The organism is Chondromyces crocatus, from assembly GCF_001189295.1.
Lineage (GTDB): Bacteria > Myxococcota_A > Polyangia > Polyangiales > Polyangiaceae > Chondromyces > Chondromyces crocatus.
The window spans coordinates 1,886,257-1,902,669 of sequence record NZ_CP012159.1 but is presented as its reverse complement, the minus strand read 5'-3'; the positions used below and the strand labels follow the sequence as shown (position 1 = coordinate 1,902,669).

General features: G+C 71.4%; 11 protein-coding genes. 9 read left to right on the top strand and 2 right to left on the bottom strand.

Features of this window, described 5'->3' with window-relative positions:
• Positions 1-185 precede the first annotated feature (185 nt).
• The 8 genes from CMC5_RS07085 (at position 186) to CMC5_RS07045 (ending at position 12,538) form a co-directional block, all read left to right on the top strand.
• Entirely contained in the window at positions 186-1,934 is a 1,749-nt protein-coding gene (locus tag CMC5_RS07085; RefSeq protein ID WP_050429693.1) for a glutamate--tRNA ligase, read from the top strand.
• Positions 1,935-1,978: 44 nt separating this feature from the next.
• Positions 1,979-2,944, top strand: coding sequence for a glutamate--tRNA ligase family protein (locus CMC5_RS07080; RefSeq protein WP_050429692.1), 966 nt, complete (start codon positions 1,979-1,981; stop codon positions 2,942-2,944).
• A 142-nt stretch (positions 2,945-3,086) separates the two neighbouring features.
• Positions 3,087-4,403: a hypothetical protein gene (locus CMC5_RS07075; protein WP_050429691.1), complete on the top strand. Its 1,317-nt coding sequence runs from the start codon at positions 3,087-3,089 to the stop codon at positions 4,401-4,403.
• Positions 4,400-5,581, top strand: coding sequence for a hypothetical protein (locus CMC5_RS07070; RefSeq protein WP_245678334.1), 1,182 nt, complete (start codon positions 4,400-4,402; stop codon positions 5,579-5,581). The genes CMC5_RS07075 and CMC5_RS07070 overlap by 4 nt, the downstream gene beginning before the upstream one ends.
• 1,216 nt (positions 5,582-6,797) lie before the next feature.
• Positions 6,798-8,252 carry a tetratricopeptide repeat protein gene (locus CMC5_RS44055; RefSeq protein WP_156338305.1) on the top strand — a complete coding sequence of 485 codons (1,455 nt, stop codon included), beginning with the start codon at positions 6,798-6,800 and terminating at the stop codon, positions 8,250-8,252.
• A gap of 216 nt (positions 8,253-8,468) precedes the next feature.
• Positions 8,469-9,707, top strand: a complete 1,239-nt coding sequence (locus tag CMC5_RS07055) for an NHL repeat-containing protein (protein ID WP_156338303.1) — start codon at positions 8,469-8,471, stop codon at positions 9,705-9,707.
• 168 nt (positions 9,708-9,875) lie between these two features.
• The gene (locus tag CMC5_RS07050) at positions 9,876-11,438 is read left to right on the top strand and encodes a serine/threonine-protein kinase (RefSeq protein WP_050429687.1); all 1,563 of its coding nucleotides are present in this window, start codon (positions 9,876-9,878) and stop codon (positions 11,436-11,438) included.
• Positions 11,439-11,446: 8 nt separating this feature from the next.
• On the top strand, positions 11,447-12,538 hold the full coding sequence (locus tag CMC5_RS07045) for a tetratricopeptide repeat protein (RefSeq protein ID WP_050429686.1): 1,092 nt from the start codon (positions 11,447-11,449) through the stop codon (positions 12,536-12,538).
• Positions 12,539-12,555: 17 nt separating this feature from the next.
• On the opposite strand, the gene CMC5_RS07040 is transcribed toward CMC5_RS07045, so the two are convergent.
• The gene (locus CMC5_RS07040) at positions 12,556-14,733 is read right to left on the bottom strand and encodes an acetyl-CoA hydrolase/transferase C-terminal domain-containing protein (RefSeq protein WP_050429685.1); all 2,178 of its coding nucleotides are present in this window, start codon (positions 14,731-14,733) and stop codon (positions 12,556-12,558) included.
• Between the two features lie 341 nt (positions 14,734-15,074).
• Here CMC5_RS07040 and CMC5_RS07035 point away from each other — a divergent pair, with 341 nt between their 5' ends.
• Entirely contained in the window at positions 15,075-15,662 is a 588-nt protein-coding gene (locus CMC5_RS07035; protein WP_050429684.1) for a hypothetical protein, read from the top strand.
• 11 nt (positions 15,663-15,673) lie between these two features.
• On the opposite strand, the gene CMC5_RS07030 is transcribed toward CMC5_RS07035, so the two are convergent.
• The gene (locus CMC5_RS07030; protein ID WP_050429683.1) at positions 15,674-16,354 is read right to left on the bottom strand and encodes an HAD family hydrolase; all 681 of its coding nucleotides are present in this window, start codon (positions 16,352-16,354) and stop codon (positions 15,674-15,676) included.
• Positions 16,355-16,413: the final 59 nt, after the last annotated feature.

Genomic DNA, 16,413 nt, shown 5'->3' with positions numbered 1-16,413 from the left:
CTCACCCCTCCGTCTCTTCGCAGGCCGCATCCGCGCCGAGGCCGCATCTGCGTCGTGGCTGCATCCACGCCGAGGCCGCATCCGTGTCGTGGCCGCCTCCAGCGGCCGGACTGCCAACGTTGACAGGTGATGTACGGCATGCAAAGGCAGCCGCCCCTCACCGCACAAGGAGCGACGCGCCGCCCATGGAGAAGCAGGAAACCCCCGGAGCCAACGCTGAAGACCGCGAGGCGCTCATCCGCCTGCTCTACGGCGACGAGGGCACCTCCGCGAAGACCCCGGCGGCGTACGAAGCGCTCTACCCGCCCCGCTCCCTGCCCGATGGCGCCATGGTCACCCGCTACGCGCCGAGCCCCACCGGGTTCATGCACATCGGCGGCATCTTCGTCTCGCTCATCAACAAGCGGCTCAGCGTCCAGAGCAAGGGCGTCTTCTACCTTCGCCTCGAGGACACCGACGTCAAGCGCTCCATCCCGGGCGCGCTCGACACCATCGTCGACGCCCTCGGCCGCTACGGCCTCGACCCGGACGAGGGTGTCCTCCGCGCCGCGGACGGCACCTTCACCCAGCAAGGCGCGTACGGCCCTTACGTGCAGACCGAGCGCGCCAGCATCTACCGCGCCTACGCCATCGACCTCATCCGCCGCGGCCTCGCCTACCCCTGCTTCGCCACCGTCGAAGAGCTCGACGCCATCCGCGAAGAGCAGACGGCCCTCAAGGCCAAGCCCGGCTACCACGGTCGCTGGGCCAGGTGGCGCGACGCCTCCGTGGCCAAGGTCGAGGAAGCCCTCGCCCGGAAGCAGCCCTTCGTCATCCGCCTCCGCGCCCCGGACGATCCGAACGGCCGCATCGAGTGGAAGGACGGCGTGAAGGGCACCATCTCCATGCCCGTGAACGACGTCGATCACGTCCTGCTCAAGTCCGACGGCATCCCCACCTACCACCTCGCCCACGCCGTCGACGACCACCTCATGCGCACCACGCACGTCATCCGCGGCGACGAGTGGATGAGCAGCATGCCGTTCCACCTCCAGCTCTTCCGCTACCTCGGCTTCAAGGCCCCGAACTACGCCCACGTCCCGCCGATCCAGAAGCTCGATCGCGTCGAGGAGACGGACGCCGAGAGCGGCGAGACCAAGGTCACCGACTCGCGCCGTAAGCTCAGCAAGCGCCACGACCCCGAGGCCAACGTCGACTACTACTACGAGGCCGGCGTCCCCGAGGCGGGCACCATCGAGTACCTGCTCAACATCGCCAACTCCGCCTTCGAGGACTGGCGCCGCGCCAACCCGGCGAAGCCGTACACCGACTTCCCCCTCAAGCTGAACAAGCTCGCCTCTGGCGGCGCCTTGAGCGACCTCGTGAAGCTCAAGAACATCAGCCAGGGCGTCGTCGCCCGCATGAGCGCCGAGGACGTGTACGCCCAGGGCCTGCGCTGGGCAAAGCGCTTCGACGCGCCGCTCGCCGCCCTCATGGAGCAGCACGCCGACTACACCCTGCGCGCCCTCGCCATCGAGCGCGCCGGCGCCAAGAACAAGCGCATCGTCACCTGGCCCGACCTCCGCCCTCAGCTCGGCTACTTCTACGACGAGCTGTACGACGCGCTCGACACGCACGACTTCCCCGAGAACGTGCCCACCGAGGACCGCGCGCCCCTGCTCCGCCAGATCCTCGACACCTACGACCCGGCCGACGGCAAGGACGCCTGGTTCGACCGCATCCGCGCCGTCTCTTCCGCGAACGGCTACGCCGCCGACGTGAAGGTCCACAAGGCCGACCCCAGCGCGTACAAGGGCCACGTCGGCGACGTCTCCCAGGTCCTGCGCGTCGCCCTCTGCGGCACCCGCAACACCCCCGACCTGCGCGAGGTCATGGCCGTCATGGGCCTCGATCGCGTGCGCGCCCGCCTCTCCCGCTTCCTCGGCCCCACCTGAGGCAGCCCCACCCGAGCGCGTCGCGCCCGAGGCCAGGCACGCACGTGGGCACATCCCTCCAGCACCACGGGGCCGAGACGAGCCCCCCACCCGTCTGCCGCTTCGCCCCTTCCACCACGGGCCCCGCGCACCTCGGCACCCTCGCCGCCGCCTTGCTCTGCTGGCTCGACGCGCGCAGCCGCGGCGCCCGCCTCCTCCTGCGCCTCGAAGACCTCGACCCTGACCGCTGCCGCCCCGAGCACGCCCGGAGCCTCCTCGACGACTTCACCTGGCTCGGCCTCGACTGGGACGAGATCCTCGCCCAGCGCACCCTCGCCGCGCAGCACGAGGCCGCCCTCGACCACCTCGAAGCCCGAGGTGCCCTCTACCCCTGCGACGCCACCCGCGAGGCCCTCCGCGCCATCGGCCGCCGCGCCCCCGACGGCGGCTTCGCCTACGACAACCGCAGCCGCGAAAGACCCCTTCCCCCGGGCGGCTGGCGCGCCTGCCACGAGCCCATCCGCGTCGCCCTCCCTGCCGGCACCTTCCGTCCCTTCGACGAAGGCGGCCTCGACCTCGCCCAGGAACCCGCCCTCGCCTTCGGTGATCCCGTCGTCCGCCGCCGCGACGGCGCCATCGCCTACCAGCTCGCCGTCGTCGTCGACGACGCCGCCTCCGGTGTCACCCGCATCGTCCGCGGCCGCGACATCGCCCCGAGCACCGCCACCCAGGCCGCCCTCCAGACCCTCCTCGGCCTCCCCGCGCCCGTCTACCGCCACCACCTGCTCCTCCTCGAAGCCCGCGGCGGCAAGCTCGCCAAGACCCACCTCGCCCCGCGTGGCGCGGCCCTCGGCCTCTCTGCCCCGCGCCTGTGCGGCCAGCTCGCCGCCTGCGTCGGCCTCTTGCCAGCGCCCGAGGACTGCACGCCCACCGATCTCCTGCGCACCTTCGACTGGCAGCGCGTCACGACGATCGATCGGGTGGTGCGCTGGCAAGACGGCCAGCTCGACGCCACGCCTGCCGATCCCTGAGTCACGCCCATCCCTCCGTCGACCGCTCGCCTGGAGCGGCTCATCACGCGCATGGTGCCACCCACCGCTCCCGCCCTCGGGGTAGCATCGACCTGCTCGCGACGAGCCGCTCGCTCACCCCGGACCCCAGCGCACCACAGTCATGACGCAGCCCGCCCCTCCCCCGCCGATCCCTCCCCAGGAGCGCCCGCCGCCGAGCGCTCTGCGGACGGCGCACGCTCCGCGGACTGCGCGCTCTCCGTGGAACGACCGAGCGCGCCATCCACCGCGCCAGCTCCCACTCCCTCGGCGTGTCGGCGCCCTCCACGCCCTCTGCGCCGCCTTGCTCCCCCTCGCCCTGCTCCCTCTCGGATCGAGCTGCACCTTCCTCCTCGGCGCCGAGCAGGACTACCACCTGCACGACCCCGGCGACGGCGGACACGCCGGCGCGCAGGGCGAAGGTGGCCAGGGAGGCAGCGTCGGCACCTGCGGCGACACCCGCTCCGACCCCGACAACTGCGGCACCTGCGGTCACGTGTGCCCTTGCGGCCAGTGCCTCGACGGCGCGTGCGCCCCCCTCGAGATCGTCCGGGACCCACTCGGGATCGCCGACAGTCCCTCCGGCGCCATCCTGCGTGACGGCCGCGCCTACTGGATCTCCGCCGACGGCCAGCACATCCGCTCCGCCCTCGCCGACCCGCGGACCCCGGCCGACGCGTCGATCGACGACTACCTCGCGCCGCAGCCCATCCGGAGCCTCGCGCTCGCCGACGACGGCATGTACTGGCTCGCGGCCACCGCCATCTGGTTCCACCCCTACACGCCGAGCGGCAGCGCCACCCGCTTCCACGACGTCGACATGCAAGGCGCCACCGACATCGCGACGTCGGGTGGCTACGTCTACTGGGTCGATCCCATGGTCGGCACCGTGGACGGCATCCGGGAAGACGGCACCGACCTCGGCACCGTATCGAACGACCCCAACCCCTTGCGCATCGACGCCTACCGCGACGAGACCGTCGAGGTCGTCGTGTGGATGACCCCCTACGGCATCGTGCGCTCGTCGACCGTCGACAACCTGGTCCGCAAGGTCGCCGACTGGGACCTGCCCATCCACGTGCGGCTCGACGGCCAGCGGCACCACGTCTTCTGGACCGCCGACCGTGCCATCGTCGTCCACGACCTGGAGACCGAGGAGGAAGTCACCCTCGAAGGCATCGACCTCCCCGCCGGCTTCACCTTCGACGACGAATACGTCTACTGGTCGGAGACCAGGTCGGGCGAGATCCGGCGGGCCAGCCGCACGACCTGGAAGGCGGAGAGGATCCACAGGGTCCCGACAGGAACGTCATCGCCCAGCCACCTCATGGTCCAGGACGAGTGCCTCTACTGGGTCGACCAGCCCACGGGCAGCATCCACGCCTTCTCGAAGGCGCCCTCCACCGAGCACGCCGCCATGCAGACACCGAGCGACCGATGAGCGCGCCGTCCCACCGCTCCCGCGCACGCCTCCCACATGGCGCACATCTTCTCGGCCTCGCACGCCTCGCACACGGCGCACGCCTTCTCGGCCTTGCACACGGCGCACGCCTTCTCGGCCTTGCACACGGCGCACGCCCTCTCGGCCTTGCCGCCCTGCTCACCGCCATCACCCTCGGCGCCCCCGCGAACGCCCAGGAAGTCGCGACCGCCGAGGCCCTCTTCGACCACGGCCTCGCCGAGATGGAGGCCGGTCACCACGAGAAGGGCTGCCCCCTCCTCGCCGAGAGCCACCGCATCGATCCACGACCGGGCACGCTGTTCACGCTCGCGGTGTGCGAGTCGCGCTGGGGCCGCGTCGCCTCGGCGTCGTCTCGCTTCGGCGACTTCCTCACGCTCTACGACAAGCTCCCGCCTGCACAGCAGACCCGCCAGCGCGAGCGGGCTCGCGTCGCCCGGGGGGAGCGCGAGCGCCTGCGCGGCGAGATCCCGCAGCTCACCCTCACGCTGCCCTCCGACGCGCCGGCGGGCACCGTGGTCGAGCGCGACGGCACCGTCCTCGGCGCGGCGACACTGGGGCTCAGCCTCCCCATGGACCCTGGCGAGCACACCCTCGCCACGCAGGTCCCTGGCGGCCGCCGCTGGGAGCAACGGATCACGCTCGCACGCGGCGAGAAGAGAGAGATCGTCTTGCAGCTCCGCCGCCCCGAAGGCACCGCTTCACCGACGCGCCCCTCGTCCGACCCGGACCAGGCCTCCGTCGAGCGCGCCGCCGTGGACCTCGAAGCCCCCCCGGGTGGCTCCGGACAGCGGACGGCGGCCTACGTCGTCGGCGGCCTCGGCGGCCTCGGCCTCGTGCTCGGCGGCGTCACCGGCGCCCTCGCCCTCGGCGCGAAGAGCGACGTCGACGAGCGCTGCGGCGCGGCCATCGGGGCCAGCGATCCGCTCGCTTGCACCCAGGAGGGCCTCGACGCCCTGGGCCGCACGAAGACGCTGGGCTGGGTGAGCACCGTCGGCTTCGGCGTCGGCGCCGTGGGACTCGGCACCGCCGTCGTCCTCTTGCTCACCGACGGCGGCTCATCCAGCAAGACCACCGGACAGAGGTCCCCCACGCTCCGACCCGACGTGGTCTTCGCCGGCCCCGAGGGCGGCCTGCTCGGCGTGCGCGGCACCTGGTGACGCCCACCGCCCGTCTGCACGCCCGCCCGAGGCCCTGTGTGCCGAGCCCCGACCCCCCTCGACCCGGGCGTCGAGCGCCTCCGGCCCCCTCCGCGCATGCGGAACGGCGTGGACTCCTCCAGAAACGCGTTTCCACATCTCTCAACGTCGCAGGAACCGCTTCCCGCGCCGTTCCCACATCTCTCAACGTCGCAGGAGCCGCTTCCCGCGCCGTTTCCACATCTCTCAACGTCGCAGGAACCGCTTCCCGCGCCGTTTCCACATCTCTCAATGTCGCAGGAACCGCTTCCCGCGCCGTTTCCACATCTCTCAATGTCGCAGGAACCGGCTCCGCCCCCTTTGCACTTTGTCGAAACGCCGCCCGAGCCGTTTCCCGCGCCGCTCCGACATGTGGGAACGCCGATTTCGCCGTTCCGACCCCTCGACCCGGGCGCCACGCCACCGCGCATGCCCTGGCACGACGTTTTCCCTCGCGCCGAGAGAGGAAAGCTCGCACTCGACCCCTCATCCACCGTGGCGCCGACCTCGGGTGGGGCTTAGGCTATAGGTCGAGCCGCACCCCGTGGGGCGCGCTCACCGATTCTCCCCCCCACAGGAACCAGAGACGCAGCTCACGCGCCTGGCAGCGAGCACCTCGCGGCCAGGAGAGGGCCGCCTCTCCCACGCCGAGACCACGCCGTCGTCATGGGCGCCACGGGCGCCACTTCCTCCAGCCGAGACGACCTCGGACGAGCGGAAGCGAGGGCGCCTCGCCGAGGACAGAACCGCCACCCAGGAGGTCGGCGCGAGCGCCGCATTGCGCCCGCAGAGCGAGCACGGAGCAGAGGCTCGAACTTCACGGCTGACAGAACGAACGCTCACCCCTCGGCGAGGGAGTGAACTCATTGAAGCAAGAGGCACGCACGTTGAATGTTCCCTGACGGGCGAGCAGCAAACGAGCAATGCGCTCCGCCCGGGTTGGCGAGGAAGAAAGGAGGTAGCGCAGCGAAGAGCCGAAGCGTCGGAGACACCCGTGCGCGCTTGCGCACGCAGCAGCGCCGACGCCCCAAGAGCACCGAACACCCTGGTTCGAACCGACCAGAGACACGAGCAGCGCAGACGAACGTCGCGGCGCGGCAGGTCGGCGACGCGAGGTTTCGAGAGGTGCTCCGAGAACGCGATCGATTCGATCACCATTCACCGACCCCATCGAATTCATGCCCGCACGCTGGAGGCAATGATGCTGTACAGGACGAGGTGGCTGAGCCGCCGAGCTGGTGATTCTCTTTCCGTCGCACTCACCCTCGCGGTGACGCTCTCCGCCACGCTGACCCCCTCTCTGGCCTTCGCCCAGCGCAGCGAAAGCCCACGCGCCGCGACCGACGCGCGCAGCCCCGGGAGCGCCAGGAACGTCACGCCAGGCGGAAGGCCAGCGGATGCGACCCGCGCGCAAGCGCCTCGGAACCCGAAGGCCACGACGAGCCCGCAGAAGGTGGACGGCGCGAAGGACACCGCCAGCGCGGCGGCTCTCTTCGATCGCGGCATGGCGGCCATGGCGGCCGGTCGCTTCGAGGCGGGGTGCAAGGCGCTCGCCGACAGCCAGCGGCTCGACCCGCAGCCCGAGACGCTCTTCACGCTGGCGGCGTGCGAGGCAGGCCGAGGTCGGGTCGCGACGGCGACTTCCCTCTATGACGAGTACCTGGCGCTCTACGAGGGCATGACGCGGGCGGAGAAGGCGGGCCAGCGTCAGCGCCCGCAGGTCGCGCAGGGCGAAAGGGACCGGCTGCGCGCCGAGATCCCGATGCTGACGGTATCGCTGCCGGCGCAGACGCCCGCGGGGACGGTGGTGACGTGGAACGGCGAGGTCCTGGGGCCCGACGCGCTGAACCAGGCGGTGCCGGTCGACCCGGGGGAGCACCTCTTCTCCACGCAGGCGCCCGGGGTGCCGAGCTGGGAGGGACGGGTCACCATCAAGCCGAAGCAGAAGAAGCACGTCACGTTGCGGGTGAATGCGCCGAAGGCGCCCACGAAGCCTGCGGTGCGGCGACAGGCGCTCGCCCCTGCGACCCCACCCACGGCGACGCTCGGGCTGATGGCGTACCTGTCGACGCTCCGGAGTGCCTTCACCACGCCATTGCATGCTGCATTCGGTGCGACGTGCACCAGGCCATTCGAGGATGGATTCACCGTGGTGACGAGGCCATGCCCGGCCTCCTCGGTGACGACCGCCGCGATGGCGCTCGCGGCGCGCCTGGTCCCCCTGGCGCCGGTGCCGCCCGTCATGACGGAGGACGCCGCTGCCAGGGCGATGGTCCACCTGGAAGGGCACGCGTCGGGGCACGCGAAGAGCGGGCTTCAGGTGGGCCATCGGGCCGTGGGGGGGGTGCGGGGGGCGCTCGCGCTGCACGCGAAGGGGTCGGTCGAGAAGCACTGTCGCGATACGGTGACGCGGCGCCACGACACCGCCTGCGACGCCTCCGGCATGGGGCCCACGGAGCGGGTGAAGGGCTCGGGCAGCAGCGCGGTGGGGCTCGCCGCCGGCGCCACGGGCCTGGTGAGCGCGGCGGTCACGCTGTCGAACGGCGCGAGCGTGGCGACGGCCGTGGAGGGCAGCGGGGCTTCCTGGACGAGCAGCTGCTTGCTCGCGGCAGGGCCGGATGGAGCCTGGGTGGGCGCCAAGGGCGCCTGGTGAAGGTCGAGGCCGAGAGCGGCCGATGAGCGGCGGGCGTCAGGGCCTCGGGTGAACCGAACGGACACCTGAGCCGCGCGCTCGCTGCTTGTCGATGAGCGATCCGAGCCGTCGTGGTAGGGTGGCCGTCCAGGCGGGGTTGCCACGTGCAAGCGTCGTGCGGCGTGGCCTTCGCCCTCTCCCCTGACGGTCACGACGACGCCGGAAGGGTAGATCTCGGTGGAACAGGAAGTAGCTTTCACGAAGCGTTCCCGGGATCGCCTCGCCGCCATGGTGTGCGGAGCGGCGCTGTGCAGCGCTGCGGTGGCGCTGCCCGTGGGCTGCACGATGCTGCTCGGGGTGGACGGTGAGTACACGCCGGTCCCCGGGGGTGAAGGCGGAATGGGTCTGGGCGGCAGCGTCGAAGGCGGCGGCGGTGGAGGGGACGGCGGGGGGGTCAGCCCTTGCGGGGACACGCGCTCCGACCCGCAGAACTGCGGCGCGTGTGGGCGGGTGTGCACGTGCGGCGCGTGTGTCGAGGGGGAGTGCGAACCCATGCGGGTGGTGGCCACACGGCCGTCGCGCATCGAGCGCCCGCGCCTCTACCTGGAGCACCTCTACTGGGTCGAGAGCGGGCCGGAGGGCGACTGCATCATGAGGGCGCCGGCCAGGGACGCCCAGACGACCACACCGCAGAAGCACGGGTGCTCCTCGGAGCCCATCGTCGACATCGATCTCTGGGGGGACATGCTCCACATCGCTGGCAACGCGTCCATCAAGCGAACGCCTGTGGATTCGCCGGCAAACCTCGACGCGCTCCAGGGGTTCACGGTCGAGGCGAGCATCCGGGAGATGGCCGTACGTCACGGGTTCGCCTACTGGGCCGCGTCGCAGCACAACTACCTGCGCCGCCGACGCACCGATGGCACGAACTACAGTCAGATCAACACCGGCGGCGTACCCGAGCACATCGACGCCATCGAGACAGACTCGACTGTCTGGGTCGCGTGGCGACGCATGGGGCTCGTTTACCTCGGCCAGTTCCACGACGGGCTCGACCCGGTCCCGGAGCAGGAATCCACGAGTGAGCTGCCGGGCCTCAAACTCGCCTTCATGCAGTTCGTCGAGTCACCCGACTTGCGCCTCTTCTGGACGACGCGTGGCCCCGACCGCGTCTGGGCCTACTCGCCCGGTGGAAATGAAGGTGTCGCCATCACCGGCCCCGGCGTCAAGAGCGGCCCGGGGTCGATCAACGCCGACCAGACCCATGTCTACTGGTCCCATCGTGGCGGCCAGCGGGAGATCTCACGCGCTCGGATGGACGTCCTCGACACGGCGGAGGTCGTCTACGCCGACAAGACCATGACCATGGAACCGGGCGAGATTCTCCTCGATCAAGGGGAGTGCGTTTACTGGGTCGACAGCAGCAAGCAGGAAATCCTGCGCTACGCGAAGACACCGCAGGTTCCCGCCGAGTAAAGCCTGCCCCGCGCATCGGCGAGCGCCACGAGCGCGGCGTGATGTGCGTGAACGAGCGACGAGAAGGCGCCATCGCGCAGGATCGGCTCAGGATCGGCTCAGGATCGGCTCAGGATCGTCGGGGATGCGCGCTTGACACCCTCGGCAGGGGCACGCGATCCTCCGCGCATGCTGGCCGTCCTTCCCGAAGGCCTCCTCTTCGCGCAGCGCTACCGGGTCGTCCGGTGCATCGCGAGCGGGGGCATGGGGGCGGTGTACGAGGTCGAGCACCTGGAGACGGCCAGGCGGCGGGCGCTCAAGATCATGCACCCGCACATCATCCACAACGAGGAGCTGCGCGCGCGGTTCCAGCGGGAAGCGCGGATCGCGGGGGCGATCGAGAGCGAGCACATCGTCGACGTGTTCGACGCGGGCATCGACGAGGAGACGCAGATCCCGTTCCTGGTGATGGAGTTCTTGCGCGGGGAAGATCTGGGGGTGCGGCTCAAGCGGTCGGGGCGGCTCCAGGTGGAGGAGGCGCTGACGTACCTCCAGCAGACGGCGTCGACGCTGGACCTCACGCACGCGGCGTCGATCGTGCACCGGGATCTCAAGCCGGCAAACCTGTTCCTGACGCTGCGGCAAGACGGGACGCCGCGGATCAAGATCATCGACTTCGGGGTGGCGAAGCTCCTGGCCGAGGGGGCGTCGAGCGCGGGGACGACGCAGACGGTGGGGACGCCGCTGTACATGGCGCCGGAGCAGCTCCTCGTGGGGCCGGATCTGAGCGGCGCGGCGGACATCTACGCGCTCGGGATGATCGCGTTCACGCTGCTCGTGGGGGTGGCGTACTGGGCACCCGAGGCGAAGCAGGCGAAGGAGCCGCTGGCGTTCGCGCTGGTGGCGCTGAAGGGGCCGCAGGAGTCGGCGGTGCGGCGGGCGGCGGCGCTGGGGGTGGCGCTGCCGGCGGCGTTCGATGGGTGGTTCGCGCGGGCGACGGCGGTGGATCCAGGGGCGCGGTTCGCGTCGGCCTCCGAGGCGGTCCATGCGCTGCACGAGGTGATGCTCGGCAGCGCGTCGCGCTGGGGGTCGACGGTGCCGGGCTTCGCGCTCGCGACGCCGATGCCGTCGTCGGGGCCATCGTCGGCGTCGGGCTCGGTGCCGTCCTTCCGGACGACGCCGAGCGGGGCGGTGCACGCGTCGACGGCGGCGCTGGAGCGGACGGCGAACCCGACGAGCGCGACGCTGGCGGTGCCCCCGTTCTCGCCGCGCAGGTCGGCGTCCTCGGTGATCGCGAAGGTGGTCGCGCTGGGAGTCGCAGTGGGGCTCGTGGTGTCGGGGTTGTGGTGGTTCACGCGGGGGAATCAGGGGGAGAGCGCGGCAGGTCTCGGGGAAGGGGCATCGGGGCGCGCGGGAGCGCAGGGCGCGGGTGAGGCGGAGAAGGCGCAGGCGGTCGAGGGGCAGGTGGTGACGCCCGGCGGCGCGACGGGGGCGTCGGCGACGGCGGCGACGGCGGCGACGGCGGCGAGCGCGAAGGGGGTGGGGTCGGCGGCAGGAGCGGCAAGCGTGGCGCCCGGGAGCGCGAGCGCGAGCGTGGCAGCGGCCAAGGCGACTGCGACGGCGACGGCGACGAGCACGAAGGGGGTGGGCGCGAAGGCGAGCGGATCCGGGGCGGCGAGCGCAGGAGCGAAGGCGGGGACGACGAAGAAGCCGTCGCACGCGGACACGTCGTCGCTGCTGGGACGCGATTGAGCTGGGGGATGGCGGCGAGGGGCGTGGGTCGAGCCGGTGAGCGGCGGAGCGGGCTTCGAGGGCGGGGCGTCGGCCGCGCCGTCGTGAGCGTCGGCCGCACCGTGATGAGCGTCGGCGTGGTGTTCACGGGGTGGGTCGGGCCCGCCGCGGCGGAGGACGTGGCGAGCGCGGAGGCGCTGTTCAACCGCGGGAAGGCGGACATGCTGGCGGGTCGCTACGAGGCGGGGTGCGCGGCGATCGCCGAGAGCCAGCGGATCGATCCGCGGCCAGGGACGCTGTTCACGCTGGCGGAGTGCGAGAGCCGGCGGGGTCGGAGCGCGACGGCGGCGGCGCACTTCAGTGACTACCTGGAGATCTACGAGAAGCTGCCGCGGGCGCAGAAGTTCAGGCAAGGGCGGCGGCCGCAGGTGGCGGAGAAGGAGCGCGATCGGCTGCGGGCCGAGGCGCCGGAGCTGACGCTGGCATTGCCGGCAACGGCGCCCAGGGAGACGGTGGTGAAGCGGGACGGTGAGGTGGTGGGGAGCGCCGCGCTCGAGGTGCCGCTGCCGGTGGACCCGGGGGAGCACCGGGTGTCGACGGAGGTGGCGGGCGCCGAGGCGTGGGAGGTGGCGTTCACGCTGGCACCGAAGGAGAAGAAGCACCTGCGGCTGGAGGTGAAGCTGCCGAAGCCGCCCGAGCCGCCGCCCGAGCCGCCGCCGGTGGTCGCGGAGGAGGAGGTGTCGACGGGGCGGCGGGCGCTGACGTTCACGGTCGGGGGGCTGGGGATCGCAGGGCTCGCAGTGGGCGGGGTGATGGGCGCGCTGGCGCTCGGCGCGAAGGGGACGATGGGGGACCACTGCGGTGGGGCCATCGGGCAGCGCGACGCGCGGGTGTGTGATGCGGCGGGGCTTGCCGCAGTGGACCGGGTGAAGATGACCGGGCTGGTGAGCACGATCGGGTTCGCGGTGGGAGCCGCCGGGGTGGGGACGGCGCTGGTGCTGCTGTTGACGGAGCCGCGCGGGGGCGAGGCGGACACGGGGCAAGCGAGGCGCTGGGTGAGCGCGGGGGTGCTGTCCGCAGGGCCCGCGGGGGCGATGCTGGGGGTGCAGGGGGCGTGGTGACGCCGTGAGGGGCGGGGTCAGGGGTCGCGGAGGGCGTCGATCAAGAGGCCGCGGGTGATGCGGTCCTGAAGGGTCGTGGGGCGCAGGAGGCCGATGCGCTCGAGGTCTGCGCGGAGCTGGGGTTCGTCGCGCTGAGGCAAGCGCAGGGCGGCGGGGAGGAGATGCCACTTCGGGGTGCTCTCGGCGCGGGCTTTCACGCGCTCCAGGGCGCGGGTGAGGCGAAGCTCCTGGTCGGTGAAGTCGGTGCCGAGGGGAAAGGTGGGCAGGTGCTCGGCGTGCGGGGCGAGGGCGCGCGCGAGGCGGTCGGGGGTGTTGTGGCGGTGGGGCTCGGGGATGGTGTAGTCGGGCTCGATCTTGCCGGCTCGCTGGGCTTCGGCGAGGAGCTGGGGCTGGAAGCGGCTGTCGGCGATGTGGAGCAGGGCCTTGGCGACCTCGCTGTCGGTGCGGCCGCGGAGGTCGGCGATGCCGTACTCGGTGACGACCAGGTCGCGCAGGTGGCGCGGGATGGTGCAGTGGGCGTAGGCGAAGACGAGGTTGCTCTGGGGGTCGCCCGCCTTGGGGGTCCGGGTGGCGCGGACGAGGAGGATGGAGCGGCCGGTGGGGAGCTGGTGAGCCTGGGCGACGAAGTTGTACTGGCCGCCGACGCCGGAGACGACGCGGCCGTCGTCGAGGCCATCGGAGACGACGGCGCCGGAGAGGGTGGCCATCATCGCGGTGTTGATGAAGCGGGCGTGGCGGCGCTGGGCGCGGTAGAGGGGCGGGTCGAGGTCGAGCTGGTTCACCTTGTCGACGCCGGTCATGCAGAGGGCGTCGCGTGCGTCGTCCGGCATGGTGGTGAGGGCTTCGTAGAAGGCGCGGGGGCCGAGGAAGAAGCCGCCGTGGAGGAGGACGCCGCGGCGTAGCGTGGTGCCGAGGCAGCGAGCGGCAATGGCAGCGCGGGCGCCGGGGTCGGCGAGGTTCGCGGGGATGCGGTCGCCGTCCGGGTGGACGAGGTGGCCGGCGTCGTAGCGGATGGCGTCGGTGAAGACGCCGTGGAACTGGAGGGGGGCGAAGTCCTCGGCGCGGAGCTGGGAGACGCCGCGCTCGAGGAGGGCGTCGAGGAGGTCGGGGGTGAGGGCGCGGGGGTCGCAGTGGCCTTCGTCGACGAGTTCTTGAAGGGCCCGGAAGTCGTAGACGCGGCGGGTGAGGATGCCGGCGTCGAGGAGGTGCACGAAGCCGTCGACGAACATCTCGGTGGCGCCGTAGAGGCCGCGCTCGAAGGGGCCGAGGCCGCCGATGCGCTCGATGAGGGGCGCGTGCGCGGTGAGGGCGCCGGTGGCGGCGAGGGCGTCGCGGTAGCGATCGGGGTGGCGGTGGCGGAGGAGGGCGGCGTGGACGACGGCGTCGCCGAGGCTGCCGATGCCGAGCTGCAAGGTGCCGCCGTCGCGGAGGAGGGCGGTGGCGTGGAGGCCGATGGCGTGGTCAGCGAGGGCGACCGGGGTCTTGGGGGTGGAGAAGAGGGGGGTGGTGTAGCGGGGGTGGTCGACGACGAGGTCGAACATGTCGACGGGAGCCTCGGCGTCACGGCCGAAGTAGGGGAGGTGCTGGTTGACGACGGCGACGACGGCGGCCTTGCGCTCGCCAGCGGCTTCGGCGGCGCGGAGGCGCTGCACGAGGTCGGGGCCGAGGTCGGGGTTGCAGCTCAGGCTGTAGCGGGGGCCGTCGGGGGTGTCGCGGCGCGCGACCATCTGGGCGACGACGTTGCAGCCCTGGTCGAAGACGTCGCGCGCGGCGAAGGTGTAGTTGGTGCTGATGTAGTCGCGCTGGGCGCGGGCGTCGCGCAGGCGGCTGCCAGGCCGGAAGAAGAATTCGACGACGCGGACGTTGGGGGGGAGGCGCCCTTCGGTCTGGGCGGCGGCGTAGTCGAGGCGAGGGACACCGTCGTAGACGCGGTCGAGGAAGGGCTGGAGGAGCGCGGCTTCGAGGCCCTGGGCAGGGGTCGGTGGCTCCAGGGTGAGGGCGGTGAGGAGGGTGAGCTGGAGGGTGCTGTCGCGGCAGGCCCGCGCGTACAGGGCGTTGACCAGCTCGACGGGCTTGCCCAGACCGAGGGGGAGGGCGATGCGCACGTCACGGCCGACGCGATCGAGGATGGCGTCGACACAGGCGTCGACGTCCTGGAGGGTCTCGGGGGTGCGGGTCTGCGTCACGGGGGCCATCCATCAGCGAAGCGGGTCCATTCGCGCAGCGGGTCCATCCGCGAGGCCGATCACCGGCGGAGATGATCGACGTGCCCGGGATCGTCGATGCGAGCCGGGTCACCGAGTTGGCGTAGCAGACGCTGTCTTGGATGCCACAGCGCACAAGTGGATGCGGGTGCGTCGTCGGCAGAGGGGGCGCGCCCACACGCGTGGGAGCGCGCCGTTGGACTTCACCCAGGTGCTCGGCTCTAATGCAACCCAGGCGCGCGCGCCGCGCGGCACGTCGATGCGATGTGCAGGGGTGGGCTCTGGATGCCGGGTGTCCACCTGCGCCGGGATTGCCATTGCGAGGAGCCATCATGATCTCGAAGAGCCTTTCCGCCGTCGCGCTCGCCGTCTGCCTCGTGGCCTGCAACTCGGGCGAAAAGAGCCCCGACGCCGCATCGGGCGCAGCCACCAGCGCAGGCGCGGTGAAGCCGGCCGCAGAAGGAAAGAAGGCCGAGGAGGGCAAGGCCGCAGAGGGCAAAGCCGCAGAGGGCAAGGGGGAGACGATCCTGGGGGGCGGGAAGGCGACGAAGCTTCCGAAGCTCAACCTGCAGATCGATCTGCCGGAGGACTCCGCGGTGACGGACGCGATCATCGGCGAGGGGCACACGGTGATGGGGGCGAGCGCGCCGCTCAACGTGGCGCCGGCCGGGGAGAACAAGCCGAAGACGCTGGAGGCGGCACAGAAGGAGTTCGAGGACTTCAAGCCGCAGAACATCAAGACGGAGACGTTGCCCGACGGGTGGGTGCTGACGTTCGAGAACGAGGGCTCGATGGGCAAGAACTACTGGGCGATGGTGCGCCGGGAGCTCGGCGGGAAGAGCTACATCTGCGATACGTCGGTGGGGCACGAGAAGCAGCGCGACGCGGTCGTCGCAGCGTGCAAATCGCTGCGCCCGTGACGCGGGTGGGCTCAACGGGGCGCTTGCGGTAGACGGGCGGAGACCTCGGGCGGCATGCAGGTGAAGTCGTGGACCGCGAACGCCGCACCGGCCGCCAGCAAGGTCGCTGCCGGATTGTTCGTCGTCACCGCGCCGACCAGCATGCCCGCTCGAACAGCCGCCATCACGCCACTCACGGCATCCTCGAACGCCAGGCATTCGAAGGGAGCGATCCCGAGCTGACGAGCCGCGTCGAGAAACACGTCCGGGGCCGGCTTGCCCGGCAGGTGCTCCGCCGCGACGACGACGTCGATGTCGTCGCGAAGCTGCAACCCGTCGATGACCATCGCACGGTTCTCCGGAGGCGCGGAACTCGCGATGGCGACACGGACCGAGCCCGCTCGCAACGCCGCGAGGAACTCCCGTGCGCCGTCCATCAGGGCAAGGTGAGGTCGGTACAGCCGGCGGTAGGTTTCTTCTTTCTGCTCGATGAGCCGAGCAGCTCGCTCCGGCGTGACATCCGAGCCCACCAGCTTCGGCAGAATGTCTTCGTTTTTCAACCCATTGAACGACTGCAGGTCCTCGTCGCTGAGGAGCACGCCCAGCTCGCTCGCGAGCGACCTCCAGGCCGCGAAATGAAATGGGATGTCGTCGACCAGCGTGCCGTTCATGTCGAACACCACACCGCGCAGAGGAGCGAAAGCTGGATCCATCGTGTTCCTTTGTCGAAGATAGCGAACTTCTCGTCTGCACGCTCCTCGCGAAGGCGACC

Excerpts from the sequence above, each read along its gene's own strand:
- CMC5_RS07050 (WP_050429687.1), top strand. The coding sequence starts at position 9,876 with ATGCTGGCCGTCCTTCCCGAAGGCCTCCTCTTCGCGCAGCGCTACCGG.
- CMC5_RS07085 (WP_050429693.1), top strand. The coding sequence starts at position 186 with ATGGAGAAGCAGGAAACCCCCGGAGCCAACGCTGAAGACCGCGAGGCG.
- CMC5_RS44055 (WP_156338305.1), top strand. The coding sequence starts at position 6,798 with ATGATGCTGTACAGGACGAGGTGGCTGAGCCGCCGAGCTGGTGATTCT.
- CMC5_RS07070 (WP_245678334.1), top strand. The coding sequence starts at position 4,400 with ATGAGCGCGCCGTCCCACCGCTCCCGCGCACGCCTCCCACATGGCGCA.
- CMC5_RS07045 (WP_050429686.1), top strand. The coding sequence starts at position 11,447 with ATGGCGGCGAGGGGCGTGGGTCGAGCCGGTGAGCGGCGGAGCGGGCTT.
- CMC5_RS07075 (WP_050429691.1), top strand. The coding sequence starts at position 3,087 with ATGACGCAGCCCGCCCCTCCCCCGCCGATCCCTCCCCAGGAGCGCCCG.
- CMC5_RS07035 (WP_050429684.1), top strand. The coding sequence starts at position 15,075 with ATGATCTCGAAGAGCCTTTCCGCCGTCGCGCTCGCCGTCTGCCTCGTG.
- CMC5_RS07040 (WP_050429685.1), bottom strand. The coding sequence starts at position 14,733 with ATGGCCCCCGTGACGCAGACCCGCACCCCCGAGACCCTCCAGGACGTC.
- CMC5_RS07030 (WP_050429683.1), bottom strand. The coding sequence starts at position 16,354 with ATGGATCCAGCTTTCGCTCCTCTGCGCGGTGTGGTGTTCGACATGAAC.